9 protein-coding genes are annotated in these 14,411 nt (G+C 57.4%); 8 read left to right on the plus strand and 1 reads right to left on the minus strand.

Features of this window, described 5'->3' with window-relative positions:
* Window position 1 precedes the first annotated feature (1 nt).
* The 4 genes from AC5ZFO_RS12735 to AC5ZFO_RS12750 all read left to right on the plus strand — a co-directional run bounded on the left by AC5ZFO_RS12735 (window position 2) and on the right by AC5ZFO_RS12750 (window position 8,268).
* Window positions 2–1,657 (plus strand): CHAT domain-containing protein, encoded by a 1,656-nt coding sequence (locus AC5ZFO_RS12735; RefSeq protein WP_496122128.1) that lies wholly within the window; start codon window positions 2–4, stop codon window positions 1,655–1,657.
* 175 nt (window positions 1,658–1,832) lie between these two features.
* Window positions 1,833–3,197 carry a lipase/acyltransferase domain-containing protein gene (locus AC5ZFO_RS12740; protein ID WP_496122129.1) on the plus strand — a complete coding sequence of 455 codons (1,365 nt, stop codon included), beginning with the start codon at window positions 1,833–1,835 and terminating at the stop codon, window positions 3,195–3,197.
* Complete coding sequence (locus tag AC5ZFO_RS12745) at window positions 3,194–5,287, plus strand: CHAT domain-containing protein (RefSeq protein ID WP_496122130.1); 2,094 nt, start codon at window positions 3,194–3,196, stop codon at window positions 5,285–5,287. Before AC5ZFO_RS12740 ends, AC5ZFO_RS12745 begins: the two co-directional genes overlap by 4 nt.
* A 110-nt stretch (window positions 5,288–5,397) precedes the next feature.
* Window positions 5,398–8,268, plus strand: a complete 2,871-nt coding sequence (locus AC5ZFO_RS12750; RefSeq protein ID WP_496122131.1) for a CHAT domain-containing protein — start codon at window positions 5,398–5,400, stop codon at window positions 8,266–8,268.
* A gap of 358 nt (window positions 8,269–8,626) precedes the next feature.
* On the opposite strand, the gene AC5ZFO_RS12755 is transcribed toward AC5ZFO_RS12750, so the two are convergent.
* Window positions 8,627–9,652: a ComEC/Rec2 family competence protein gene (locus AC5ZFO_RS12755; protein ID WP_496122132.1), complete on the minus strand. Its 1,026-nt coding sequence runs from the start codon at window positions 9,650–9,652 to the stop codon at window positions 8,627–8,629.
* A gap of 711 nt (window positions 9,653–10,363) precedes the next feature.
* Here AC5ZFO_RS12755 and AC5ZFO_RS12760 point away from each other — a divergent pair.
* The 4 genes from AC5ZFO_RS12760 to AC5ZFO_RS12775 all read left to right on the plus strand — a co-directional run bounded on the left by AC5ZFO_RS12760 (window position 10,364) and on the right by AC5ZFO_RS12775 (window position 14,408).
* The gene (locus AC5ZFO_RS12760; protein ID WP_496122133.1) at window positions 10,364–11,089 is read left to right on the plus strand and encodes a thermonuclease family protein; all 726 of its coding nucleotides are present in this window, start codon (window positions 10,364–10,366) and stop codon (window positions 11,087–11,089) included.
* A gap of 12 nt (window positions 11,090–11,101) precedes the next feature.
* Window positions 11,102–12,556 carry a hypothetical protein gene (locus AC5ZFO_RS12765; RefSeq protein WP_496122134.1) on the plus strand — a complete coding sequence of 485 codons (1,455 nt, stop codon included), beginning with the start codon at window positions 11,102–11,104 and terminating at the stop codon, window positions 12,554–12,556.
* A 133-nt stretch (window positions 12,557–12,689) separates the two neighbouring features.
* Window positions 12,690–13,385, plus strand: coding sequence for a hypothetical protein (locus tag AC5ZFO_RS12770; protein WP_496122135.1), 696 nt, complete (start codon window positions 12,690–12,692; stop codon window positions 13,383–13,385).
* A 3-nt stretch (window positions 13,386–13,388) separates the two neighbouring features.
* The gene (locus AC5ZFO_RS12775) at window positions 13,389–14,408 is read left to right on the plus strand and encodes a hypothetical protein (protein ID WP_166346407.1); all 1,020 of its coding nucleotides are present in this window, start codon (window positions 13,389–13,391) and stop codon (window positions 14,406–14,408) included.
* The last annotated feature ends 3 nt before the right edge of the window (window positions 14,409–14,411 follow it).

A 14,411-nucleotide genomic window follows, 5' to 3' on the forward strand; every position in this document is an offset into this window, starting at 1 on the left:
CATGCCGACCAAATTCTTCCTTCTTTGTTCCGATTCGTATTTGCAGCTTGCAATCAGGGATGCACTCGGGCCAGCCGCAGACATTGACCTTATAGCGGTCGACGCCGAGACGGCCTTTAGGAACGAACGCATTAGGAAGGCGCCCCCTGGCACAATAATGCTGCTCGATGCCCAGTTGCCGCGCAGTTCTCATGGCTCCCCAGACAGGCAAGAACAATCGGCGCTCTGGCTCGTGCAGGAATTGAGGACAGCGGGGGTGACCACGCCGGCTCTTTTCATCACATCACGCGAAGTGGGGATGTTCGCGATAGATGAATACTGCACCCCCGAAAATCGCGCGATTGCATTGCCGCAGCTCCGACTTAGGCCTGGCGTGCTGCAACGCTTCGTCGGCATGCTCCTGCCTGAGTCTACATCCGGTGAAGAACCGTGGAATGTCATCGAATTTGACGTCAAGCGGACGTCGGTGAAATGTTTCCTCGGCACGCGAAATGGCGAGATGACGGAGTGGGCGGAGGCATCCACTCGCATGTTTTCCGCCGCGCACCAGCTCGCAATTGCGTACGCATCTCCGCGCTTCACTCCTGGGTGGGCGCGCCGCATTTATGACGATGGCGCTCTGCTTTTTCGAGAGCTCATTATGGCGACTCTTAGTCCGGGGCTCTTTTCTCATTTGGAATTGGCAGCCGGTGGCTTGCGCAATCTCGCTTTTCGCTTTCGCGTCGACGACGCCTCTCTGTATTGCGCCCCTTTCGAAGCGATTGTGCGCCTGTCCGGGGCCCAACCAAAGGGGACGGAAGACGATTTCACTCAGAACCCCTTTGTTCTCGTCAACGCAACCATTGCGCGACGGATGAAAGTCGCAAAGCTTTATGCATCGACGAGACCACGAGGAAGTTTTCGTACAGCCCGGATTCTATTCATTCGTTCGCAGGTCGGTGAAAACCAAGCTGGCGTGACCGGCTCGGACATTGCCCGGGTTCCGGAGCGCGACCCGGAGACCGGTGGCTTTATGCTCACCGATTTTGAGTTTCGCCGACTTGACAACATTGATCGGGAGCTCAACGACCTGAAAGAACTGGGGGACAAGGACTGTACAAAATTTAGTCTGGAGGTGCTTGACCTGTCTGCGCTTGCCGCTCCTCGGGGCGCTGGCGAGCTTCTCAGAGAAAAGCTAGATCTGAACCAGTATGACGTGGTCCACTTTGCGGGACACTCGTTGACAAGGCGGGATGGACTGACCTTGCTCGTACTCCCGGGGCGGAAGCCAGGCGAAGCCGAAGGCATGTCTATAGAAACATTCGCCGACGCTGCCGCGGGGGCTGGCGCCCGACTGATCTATCTTTCGTCATGTCAGGGAAGTTCCGCGAACGCGGTCGCCAACCTTGCCCAGCGTGATATAGGGCATGTCATCGGCTTCCGCTGGGACGTCGATGATGAGCGCGCGGCCGATTTCGCTAGATATTTCTACAGCGACTTATTTGGCCGGCAGTCCAGTAGCATTTCCAGTGCGTTCAGGGCGGCTTGCCGCGGCGTCTATGAACCAATGCACATTGAGGCATCCCCGATCTGGGCATCCCCTATTCTTGCCTGCAGCGCCGATGACTGGGCTGTCCAGACGATTCGCGAGCCGACAGATATGGAGGCTCGCGTATGAAAACATCTTACTCGTTTGTCAGTATTTGGGCCTCGCCGGCCAAGCGCCTCCTTCGATCGCGACCCTCGCGCGAACACCGCGGAGCGCGTTCTAGTTGCCACGAGTTTCTAGAGTGCGTTGGTTTTCGCTATCGAATGCTACCGAGCACGGGGGCGGTTAAATGCCTAGATATGCAATGAAGGACGTGATCATACTCCTGCCCGGAATAACGGGCAGCGTGCTCAGAAAGGATGGCGCGGTAGTTTGGGGATACTCCGCCGGCTCGATCGGGAAGGCACTGCTAAGCTTAGGCGGCACCATGCAGCGAGCCTTGGCGCTTCCCCATGACGATCCTGAAATAGACGAGCTGGACGACGGCATCGTTGCGGATGCATTGATGCCTGATCTTCACCTGCTCCCGGGGGTTTGGAAGATCGACGGATATGGCAGACTCGCCGACGCCATCAAGGCGGGCTTCGAGGTTACTGAAGGCAGAAATTTCTTTCGATTTCCGTATGACTGGCGGCGCCACAACAAGGTGGCCGCACGCAAGCTGGCACGAAAATCCAAGCAGTGGCTGGCCGACTGGCGCGAATCAAGCGGCAATTCGGACGCAAAGCTACTTCTGGTCTGTCACTCAATGGGTGGGCTTGTTGCCCGTTATTTTGTTGAATGCTTGGAAGGCTGGACGGACACCCGGGCGCTGGTCAGCTTCGGAACACCCTACCGGGGTTCCTTAAATGCGCTCGACGGCCTAGCGAACGGCATCAAGATCGGCCCGTTAGACCTATCAGCCCTATTGCGTCAGTTCACCTCGATTTACCAGCTCCTGCCCCTGTATGAGTGTTACGATTCAGGAAATGGTACGTTGGTTCGAGTCGGAGAGACTGCCGGCATCCCCAACGTCGATCCAGCAAGAGCTCAGGCAGCACTTCGATTTCATCGTGAGATCGAGGAGACGGTGAATTCGAACCGGCGGCTGCCTCAATATGAACGCTCAAGCTATCGCATCTATCCCGTAGTCGGAATCGCGCAACAAACCAAGCAATCGGCGCGGCTGACGGGTGGTAGAGTCGAGATGCTCGAGACGCACAAGGGCCGTGCTCTGTCCGGCGACGGCACAGTTCCACAAGTCTCGGCCATTCCAATCGAGCTGAGTGACACGCCAAATGCGATGTACGCGGCGACAAAGCATGGATCTCTGCAGAACGCAGAAGCCGTGATCACGAACCTGGTAGGAATATTATCTGGTCTTGATCTCGATCTCGGCTCGTTCAGGAAGTCACGTACACATGTCGCGATCGAAATCGATGATGTGTATCCTTGGGGAGAACCTGTCGTTTTGCGTGCCAGGCCTACGCGTGAGGCCGCCTTGAAGGCCGTTTTCTGGCGAACGGGCGACGCCGTGAGATCGGCTGAGCTTGCTATGGTGCCCGCGAGAGACGGTTGGGTCCAGGCCGAATTCGTCCCAACCGCTTCTGGAGCCTACCACGTAGCGGTCGGCGGAGCAGACGTCGAAACAGCGCAAGACTCCTTTGCGGTGCTCGAGGCGATCACATGAGCCAAATGGACCAAGACGGCAAGAAGCAACAGCCGCCAACCCAGTTCGGACTTTATTTGAACGGCTCGGTCTTGGTCGTCGCGGGTGACCGCTCTTTGCAATCGGTCATTCAGCGCGCTGATCGAACGAGGGCTGCCTGGGTCGTAGTGGTCTGCCTCCGTGGCATCGATATATCCCGCTACGCCTACAGGGCCGGCGAGTTGCGACAGCACGCGGTGGAGCGGCCGGCCAAGCTGACGCTGGCCGTCGAGGATGCGTTGGATTTGCGCGCAACCAAATCGAGCACAAGCTCCCGCGGTGGCCGACCATTCGACCTGCATCAGGGATTGAACGGACCCGCCGCCTCGCGCATCGTGCAACTAAATGCTGCAGGCCAGATCATCGGAGTTGGAGAGCCGGCAACGACCGAGGCGGGATATCGGCGATTGGGATCAACCCCGCTAAGCCTGCCGAACGCGTTCGAGCTCGGGCCAATGCGCGGCCGCTCAGGGCGCAGAGTGCCGCAAGATAATCAATTCACATCACAACCGCGAGCCACAAACGCGCCGGACCCAAGCGATCCCATAAGGGTGACCCTCTCGGCCAACACGAACAATGAGCTTCAAGTCGGCCGCGAACAGGACGTAACCTTTCGAATTGAAATGTCGCCCTCAGCACCCGCGCAAGGGCCTTCTTTAGACACCGAGGCAAAGCCCGATCAACCGATCGTCGTCTCTCTTTTGGTAGCGGATGGTCAGACGATTAGTATCACGGCAGTCCGAGAAGTCACGCTGCATCCACCCACATCGCAGCAACCCTCACGGACCGGCTCATTCCGAATTCAAGGACTAGCGGCCGGCGTGTGCCGGTTGGCAGTCATTTTTCGGCAAGCGGGGAGCGATCTTGGCGTAATTGGTCTGGCAATCGAGGTCGTTACATCGGAGGCCAAGCCGAGCCGATTTGAAGCGACAGCGGTCGCGACCAGCCGCGACGTGGAAGACGATGACAAGCTGGCATTGCTCGTTGAACAGCGCGCTGAAGGGGGGAACGTTACCTATAACTTCACGCTCCATTCCGAAGCATTGGATTTGATCTACCGGAAATTCAATTCGAGACCTCTACTCGATCGTCGCGGCGGTCCGGCTGCCGCGCCCCTCGCCTTCGTCGAAAGAATCTACGACCGGGTCAATCAGGAACTGAAGAGCCTAGACGATCTGAAGCAGCTTGAGCGCGAAGCACGGGCGCTTGGCTCGAAGCTCTCGCGTGAGCTGTTCGAGCCAGAGGTCGCAAAGGCGATCTGGCCATTGCGAGACCGCATAAAGTCAGTTCAAATCGTTTCTTGGGAATCGGTAATCCCTTGGGAACTGGTTCGTCTCCACAACCCAGAGAGCGGTGAGATCGACGATAAATTTCTGGCCGAATATAAGCTCGTAAGGACGCTTTCGGACGAAGCGCCGGTCCGAAAACTACCAATGAAGAAGTGGCGCTATTTCAATGCGACCTATCCGATGGGTTCACTGCCGCCGGTCGGCGCCGAATTGTCCTATTTCACAGACACTTCCGAGCAGTCGCTTCGCGCGCGCACGATCGCTGCGAATGCAATTCCTTCCACCCGAGATGATCTATACGATGCATTGGCGGACGGAGATTTCGATGTCCTTCATATCGCTTGTCACGCCCAGGCCGCCCACGAAGCTATCGCGGGTGCCAGCCTTATTATTGGCGATGAAGCACGTCCGGGAGAAACAGCTCCTCATCAAATAGAGATTGACACGATTACTGTTGAAGCAGAGGCGAAGCTCCGCGCCTGCAGGCCCCTGGTGTTCTTGAACGCCTGTGAAACCGGGCGGATCGGCCCTGTTTTAACGCAATTAGGTGGATGGCCGCTCGTGTTTCTACGAGCCGGCGCGGGAGCGTTCGTCGGCACGAGTTGGGCCGTCCGCGACAAGCCGGCTGCGGCGTTCGCGAGCGCGTTCTACGACGCACTGCTTGACGATAAGCCTCTTGCTGAGGCTGCAGCCTCAGCAAGAGCGGCGGCTAAGGCGCATGGCGATGTATCATGGCTTGCGTTCAAGGTGTACGGCCATCCGCGTGCCCGGAGAGTACACTGAAGTATCTGATCGATTTCACCCGGCTACGCGCCGGACCTCGCAAACCTGCAACTTTACGGCCAAACGGATGATCCGAGGGCCGCGTACGGTCTGCATATGAGAGAGCGACAGTGGACCTAGAACAAAAGCATGAACTCGAAGATGACGGCCGGCGAATCATGCGGCTATGGAAAGCAGGCGAGTTCGAGCCGGCGATCCGGCTGGCCACGAACTCAAATGCGAAAGCCAAGGCTTGGCTGGGCGACGTTCATCCATGGTATGCGGCTGGCCTGTCATCGCTGGCTCGCATTTACTACGAGGCTGGCCTTTTCGAGCGCGCGGAAACTGAACTGCTCGAATATGCCGACATCGAATTTCGCCAATTCGGACCTATGTCGCGAGAATATTGCGAGGCACTGCACCGCCTCTCCTTGGTCTGCCTCGCAATTCCGGGCAGAGAAGAAGATGCGAACAATCTCAGGAATGCGATTGATGTACTTTCAGATCATCTGTTTCGACGCGTTCCAAATGAGGCGTTTACAGCGAAACTGAACGGACTCCATCGAAACATGCAGCAAAGGCGCATCTCACTCACTTACGATGCGGGTCTTGCCGCTGAGAAGGAGTTCGATTTCACAGCAGCACAGTCCCATTACCGGCGCGCGTTGGATGCGATCCACCCGAGCGAGCACTCATTGGGTTACGCAGACGTACAGCGCACCCTTGCTGGAGTTCTTTCAATTCAAGGGCGCCTGCGAGAGGCCGAGAGGGTCGGAGAAGCATCTTACGCACAGCTCAAGACTGTAAAGAATGACGACCTGCTGATTGCCGCCAGTCTATGCGACTTGGCCGTAAATCGAAGCCGCATGGCAAAAGCTGAGGCGGCGATGACGGCCTTTGAGGAGGCGCTCAGAATATGCGATGGCTGCACCGATGAAACCCTCTCAACTGATCGGATGAACTTGCAAGAGGATGCAATGAGAGGGATTGTCGTCGTTCTGCTCGACTTTTCCCATGCTATGAAGCCTACAGGGTTGTATCGCGCCATTGACCTCCTCCGGGAGCTAGACCCTCTAGTTCGGCGTCATGGTCTTAGGAGCCGGAAGTTCGGCATGCATCTATCGGATGTGGCTAGGCTCCACTATATGGTTGGCGCCCTAGGCTCGGCGTACTCCCTTCTCGACGTATCAACAAAGATTTTCCTTGAGCTCGGCCATACGGCGGAAGAACTCTATCACACCAACCTCCTGAACATGGGTCAAATTGGGTTGGCCGCCGGCTACCTCTCTGAAGCTCGTCACCATCTTGAAAAAGCGCTGGCGTGGCACACGACCCTGTTCGGTGAGGGTCATGAGGAAGTCGCCAAGTGTCTATCGACGCTAATTGCTATTGCAGCAACTCAAGAGCGACGATCGGATTTTTTGGCCCTTGTCAACTCGCTGCAAAGAACGGATGATGTGATTGTCACCGAGCAAATTCCCCATTTGACGGAAGCCGAAGCGCTTCTGCATGCGGCCGAGGTCTGGACGCGGACTGAGTACAGCCTCCTGGGCGCCGCTTTACTCGGTCTAAGTGAAGATGAGGGGCTCGCGACCGTCTATGAGTTGCTTAGTTCCAGACGAGGTGTCGTCTTGGCATCTATAATTGCACGTGCCCGTAGCCGCGGCGGCTTTCCACCCGAGCCTACGACTCCTGTCGATGAAAGTCCGCTCCTAACGCTAAGGCGCGCTCTGGGGGAAGTGGCCTTGGTCGAATATGTGAAGATAGGCACTGACAGGTTCGGCCCGCGTGTTAGCACCGGTATGCAGCGCCCAAAGCATCTTGGTTTGGATGAGCTTGCAGAGAGCACGCCCATTTTGCAATTCGACTATGCTTACACGCGTAACTTAGATGAGCTTACAGAGCGCCCAGGGCACTACCTAGTATTCGTCGTCGCGGGCGGCAAGAAGAACATACTTGAGCTGCTCGATCTTGGTCAGGCTAAGCCGATCGAAGATTTGATTGATGCCTATAAGCAGGTTCTCCAAGCCGAACATACTAAATGGCGTGATGAAGGCGCTCTTGATACCGCGAGTTCGAGCAGACTGGGCCGTAGTTTACGTGCCGCAATCCTGGATCCGGTTCTGCCCTTCCTTCAAGGTTTTTCAATGATTTATGTTGTTCCCGATGGCATGATCGGCGGCATTCCGCTTGAAGGACTCCCCTTAGAGAATCAAGGCGACGTCCTTGATGAACTTGAGATCGCTTATTTGTACAATGCACGCGATCTTTTAGCTTCCCGAGGATCGCCCCCCAGATCGCCTCCCGTCGTCATTGGAAACCCCGACTTTGAGGCGAGGCGTGAGCCGGACCACCACAGCGGTCGTTGGCACTTCGAGTCGTTGCCCGGTAGCGAAAAAGAGGCCAAGGCCATCGCCGCGATACTGCAGGTATCGCCACTTCTTGGTGTCGATGCGACGAAAGATCACATTCAAGGGCTCAGAGGCCCTGCAGTCCTGCATGTCGCTACTCATGGCTTCTTTATCGAAGAGGAAAACGATATCGACCGACGGGCTCGCGTCATAGATTGGACTGCAACGCATTCGGCCCCCCTTAGACGTTCGGCTCTCGCGTTGGCTGGTGCGAATGCGGATGATAGTGGCATTCTGTTAGCTGAGGAGGTACTGACACTCGATCTTTCTGGTACGTCACTCGTGACGCTCTCCGCCTGTCGCTCAGGCTTAGGGGATGTGAAGCTAGGAGAGGGAGTACTCGGATTTGCCCGAGCTTTCGCTGTGGCGGGCGCGCGAAATGTAGTGATGAGCGTCTGGGAAACGTCCGATGAGGTCACGTTTCATTTCATGCAAAGCTTCTACACGAAGATCTCCGAAAATGCGACGCTGCCCTCAGCTCTGCGACAATCCAAGCTAGCGATTCGTTCATTGCTCCCTCATCCCTACTACTGGAACGCGTTTGTCTATCAGGGCGTCGCACTCCCTCGGGGCGGAAACCCGCTGAAGTGAGCCGCATTCAATCGAGGCTGCTCGGGATGCGTTAGGCAAAATCCACTGTTCGGATATCCAAAGTTATGGAAGAACTCGGCCGATGGCCGATGACGGCGCCCTCGTGCGACCTGGTCACTCCAAGAATTTACGGTTGAGAGCGATCTTTCTTGCCCGGGTGACGTTGCTCCGGTTTGGCTTCCGCCGAACGCGGAGGCCCAAGCCCACCGAACCGATACTCACCATCAGCTGCATGGTTTGATGAAGCGCATCACGCGCTGCTTCAGGCGGAGACGATTGATCCCACCGCAACAGGAAGGTTTATGGGAGGACGTGGATGGCAGCTCAGAGCCGTAGAAGAAACGCGAGGCGACGAGGATTATTGAAATTCGCGATCGGCGCGCGGCGTTCCTTTGAAAGCTGCTGTTGGAACTACCTGTCTCCACCCCGCCGATACATGCTTCTCAAGGGCATCTTCGTGCGGATGACCGTACGAGTTGCCGTCACCGTAGGAAACGATGCACTTCGCATAAGGTTGTGTTGGGCGCGGAATGGAGGTCCACAAGCTTTTGAAGCGAGCGCCATGGTGAGTAATTGCTAAACCGTCGACCGGTTGCCTGAGTGCGATGGGCAGGAAATCGTAGTCCGCATCGCCGACCAACAAGAATGTTCGGCCGGACGTGAGCGATACACTCATGGCAAGGCCGGAGTTGTTCGAGCTGTCGGATGGTGCCGTACAAAGCCCGATGAGCCCAACGTTCGATGTGAGTACGCCGGACTTCCAACCGAGCAGTTTTCCGCTTTTGCTCAACTCGTTGGCAAACCGTGCTGCTCCAGGGCCAAGCTTTTGGATTGGTGCGATCCAGATGCTGTCTCTTAGATGGCGCCCCTGTGGTCGAAGTGCATAGTGAAAATGATCCCAATCCCAGTGTGACAGGACAACAGGCGCTCGGGTAAAGTCGACAACAGGCCTTGAGGGCTCCGTTTTCTGGCTGAACGCAAGCGGCCACCCGACGTCATAGTAGAGAATTACCTTGTCTTCCGCGTCTTTCAGACAGCAAAAGTTGGCCTGTCCTACATCTCGGACCATCACCTTCTTTGCTCTACCTATCTTTCCGAGCACCCCAGTCAGAGTAGCGGAATCAACTTGTGAGGAAGTGGGAAAGTTCGACGCCAGAGCAACCCGTTTTCCCCAATCAATGTGATCAGACGTTGCGGCGCCAACTGGGTGCCGGGGCGGTTCGTCGCCCCTGTCATCCAAAATCTTCTCGCCGTAGAAGATCCAGTTTGGGTATGCTGCGTCAAAGCCACCTACCAAAAGTGGTGAGCGCTGACATGGCAGCCCTTCAGGATACTTTCGACCTGCAAAGTAGAGCAAGAACCAGTCGCCGATCTCTGGGAGCACTCCACACACTCTCAGAAATTTTCCGATCGTCGATCTTACGCGAACGGCTTCGACACTCCGCCGCCAACCTTCTGGAGAATCTCGCGACGCATATTCTAGCTGAGGTCTCGATAGGCAATCAAATTCCCACGAGACGCGAGCCGCCTCGTCGTCGCTCACAGCGTCGATCCGCGTCAGCCTCCCAACTACGTAGTTTTTCCAGTCAAGTTCTCCGCCAAGGGTAACGCGCTGCAAACAAGCCTCGCCAAACAGTCAAATTGTAAAGACGCTTAAAGGTACCAAGTTTCCGCAATCGTTGCTACTACTGGTAGTGTCAAATTTGGCTAGCGTCGTCGCAACCAGAGGTTCCTATAACGTTGCTGGGGCAAGCACCCTTTACGGCTCATCGAAACGCTACCGAAGCGAAGAGCTGTACCCAATACCCCACCCTTCATTCGCAATTCAGACGTTATGAAAGAATTCGGCCAGCGGCCGATGCGCGCTTTTGACACCATTACCGAAAGTATAGAGGTTTGGTTCGGATGTCAGTGATGGGCCCGAAGCTGAAGTATTCGTGCTAATTGGGATAGCAGGTGTCAGGTTTACCACCTGGTGCGAGTTGAAGCTGCCGATTAACCATTTCAGCAAGGTAAGCGTCCTTCCCTCGCCATTCGCCTAAAAAGTGTAATAGACTGTTAACTACCAAAGATTGTTGCAAAAAGGGGGGGATCTTTGCAGCGTTGGCTGGCTGTCGCGGCCCTATTCATCAGCATGCACGCCGCAGACGCCGGGCAGGTGCGCGGCGTGCCGCAAATCGTTGATGCGGACACTGTCTACATCGGCCAGACCAAGATCCGGTTCAACGGTGTCGACGCCCCCGAGACTGATCAGGTCTGCCTTGATGCTGCGGGCAAGACATGGACGTGCGGCATCGAAGCGCGGGAGCGGCTGCGGTCCTTCAGTAAAGACCGGGAGTGGTCCTGCGAGTTGACGGGTACGGACATCTACAGGCGATCGGTGGGTTCATGCGGGGTCGGTGGCGAGAACGTATCGCGGTGGCTCGTCCAGAACGGCTGGGCTTTGGCGTTTCGCAAATATTCCACGGAATACGTCCCCGACGAAGATTTGGCGCGCGAACATCAGCGCGGACTTTGGGGTGGAGCGTTTATAGCCCCGTGGGATTGGCGCCATCGCAGCAATTCGACGGAGATCCTGGGCGCACTCTCCGTCCCATCCACAGCGCAGCGAGCCCTGGTCTCAAATACGTCAACAAATGCGGCACCGCCGACTGGCAATTGTTTGATCAAAGGTAATTTGAGCAGTACGCCGCAATGCATATATCACGCGCCGGGCGGTCGCTTTTACGACCGACTGAGCATGCAGCCGAGTTCGTCGCGACGCTGGTTCTGCACGGAGGCGGAAGCCCAGGCTGCCGGCTGCCGTAAATCGAAGCTTTAGTTGCGAACCACGATGGACCGTTCCCAGACCCGGCTCTCCCCAATCGCGCGGCTGTGGGCCCTGCTCAACAAGGCGCCGCACGACTATCGTCCGGCCACGACCGTATTCGTTGATCTCAACGTGGACCGAGTCGCGGACGAGCTAAAGCTCACACATCTCGGCCGGGAACGCGGTTCACAGAACCGGCCAGGTTCCGATGACCAGACGCTGGACGACGTCGAACATCTGATTATCGAGCGGGTCGAGGCCCACAAGCAAGATTCCCATTCGGTCTACCAAGACCATCTACATACCTACGACGAACGAATGACCTCGCTCAGCTTCGAGGAGCGCTTTGCGGTCATCCAGCAAACCGCGCCGGAAGCCGTTGGAGATTTCGAAGCGGAAGCGACCATGGGACGCGACGAGCTGTTCGTCCACCGCCGCCGGCTCCATGAATCCGAGCTGGAACGTGAGGCGTTCCGCAAGCGGCACCGCCTGCAGCGGCCGGCCCGGCTGGCAACGCCGGGAAAGATCATCCTGAAGGTCGGGCTGCTTGCGATCCTCTTTGTCATCGAGGTCGCGGTCAACGCCGGCTTCTTGGCCAAGGCCAATATGGGCGGTTATATCGGCGCGGCGATCCAGGCGGCCACGTTTGCCGCGCTGAACATCCTTGCGAGCTTCCTGTGGGGCTTGGTCCTCATCAGGCCGATCTTCCACCGCAATCTTTTGCTCAAGCTGATCGGCGCGATCTTCTTTGTCGGCTATCTGGCTTTCGCGGGTGCACTGAACCTGACCCTTGCGCACCTGCGCGAAATGAAGCCCAGCCTGGGCGGCGATGTGGGCCAGGATGTTTTGCATCGCCTCCTGACGGCGCCTTTCGATCTGACCGACGTCAATTCATGGGTGTTCATCAGCATCGGCCTGGTTTTCTCGCTTGTCGCTATGGCGGACGGGCTCACGTTCTTCGATCCTTACATCGGCTATGCCGGCCTTGAGCGGCGCTGGAACGACGCCAGCAAGCAATTCACGGACATCAAAAGCGACCTGATCGAGCGGCTCAGAGACATCCGGCAGGACGCCACCGACGTTATGAACGCGGCGTCCACCGATCTTTCCAAGCGGCGAGCCGAATACGATTCGATCCTCCAGGGCCGCGGCCGGCTCAATCAGCGCTTCGTCCAGCAGCAGAACCAGATTGAGACGGCCGGCCGCACACTGCTCGGCCTATACCGCGAGGCGAACCGCAAGGCACGATCAACCCCACCGCCCGCCTCCTTCGCCAGGCCGTTTGTCCTCGAACGCATCGTGTATGCCAATGCCGAACCCGACTCGACTGCCCGCGATCGGCTGCGCCAGATGATCGACGAGACCCAAGGCTTATTGAAGGACCAGATCAAAGCCATCAACGAAGCCTTCGAGCGGGCGATGCGGTCATACCGCGAGATCGACCAGTTCTTTCCGGAGAAGGACCGCAAGAGTGGCTAGGCCCAGACCCCGGCGACGGAGTTCCCCCGGCATCGGCTGGGCAGGATACCTCGGCATCGTTCTTTTCCTGGTTGCGGTCTCCTGTGGCGCAGCATTGATATATTTCGCGTTCTTCACCGAGCGGCCCCCGACCGTGGCTGAAGAGACCCTGTGTCCGCTTGACGGTGCCCGAGGTGTTACCGTCGTATTGATCGATACGTCGGATGATTTACCTGATGCCACTCGGCGAGAGGTCCTCGGGCTCCTGGAGGAGATCGTCACCACGCTGCCGCCCTACCACAAGCTCGACATCCGAGTGCTCGATGTCGCCGGCCTGCGCAGCCGCTCGCTGTTCGCCAAATGTAATCCCGGCAACGGGACGGGCCTTAGCGAGTGGACCAACAATATCGAGGCTGCTCGCTTGCGCTGGATCGAGAGTTTCCGCAAGCCGGCATTGGAGGCCATCGATAAGAGTGTCACGCCGGCCCGGGCCACCGCCTCGCCGGTCATGGGCGCGATCCAGGACATCGCGATCAGCGAGTTTTCCGGGAGCGCCAGGCAAAACATCAAAAAGACGCTCTACGTCATCTCTGACATGATCGAGTCCACGAAGGACTACAGCCAATATCCCCGATCCGGCGACCTGTCCTATCAACGCTTCAGGCAATCCCCTGCGTATCTGAAGTATCGGACCGAACTCCATGATGCGACGGTTTTCGTACGGCTGGTCAGCCGCCAGGTGAACGGCAAGCCGGTTGTGGATGACAGCCAATTGATGGGTTTCTGGCGAGAATGGATCTCTGACAATCGCGGCCTGATCGGCAGCCTCAAGCGCCTGCAGGGAGCATGACCGATGGCGGCCGACAATAAAGATAAGCTCTTGCCGCCAGGCTTTTTGAGCGGGTTGCTGTTCTTCGCCGTCGTGCTGGCCGGCAGCGGATACATCGTCCTTTCGAAGGCGCACGATTTCGCACCTGTTTTGGTGACGGCAGTGCCCGTCCTGATCATGATCGGGTACGCGCTCCTCCTCGGTTTTGCGCGGCTGTTTCGCCTACGGGACGATCAGTCCGGCGATAATCTGTACTACATGGGCTTTCTGTTCACGCTGACCAGCCTCGGCGTGTCGCTCTATCAGTTCTCACCCGAAGGCGGGTCCGAGCAGATCGTCAGGAATTTTGGCATCGCCATCGCCTCGACGATTGCCGGCGTCGCGCTCCGCATCTTCTTTAACCAGATGCGCCGCGATCCCATCGAGGTTGAAGCGACTGCGCGCCTGGAGCTTGCCGAGGCTTCTCGTAAGGTGAAAGTCGAGCTGGAGAGCACTATCCTTGAGTTCAGTTCCTTCCGCAGGATGACCCAGCAGTCCTTGGGCGATGCGCTTGATGAGCTGAAGGAGACCCTCGGCGAGACCCGCAAGGAACTGGCAGGCGAGATCAAGGATTTCGCGGTCACCGCGCGCCAGCCTCTTGAGGATGCGTCCAAGCGTTCGGGCGAAGCCCTCAATATGATGAACAGCCAGGCGACAAGGACATTCGAGGCCATGTCTAAGCAGCTGGTGGAGCAAGGAGACCGGCTGACGAGAAGCACGGCAGCCATGATCAAGGCGATCGACACCGTCGTGGGCAAGTTGACGTCGCTGCAGACGCCGGAGCAGATTATCGAAATCAAGCTCGCGCCGATGATCCAGGGCCTTTCGCGGGCCGTAAATTCATTCAACAAGAGCGCCGAGACACAGGCGAAGGCAATGGACGAGAACCTGCGGCAAACGCAGGTTCTTGCAACAGCGCTAAACGACCTGATGAACGAGATCCGCGCGGAGAATGCGCAACGGTATGCCACCGGCCCTTGGGCCGGCCGCGGACACAACACCTAGGCG

The sequence above is a fragment of the Bradyrhizobium sp. Unk1 genome (assembly GCF_059512345.1).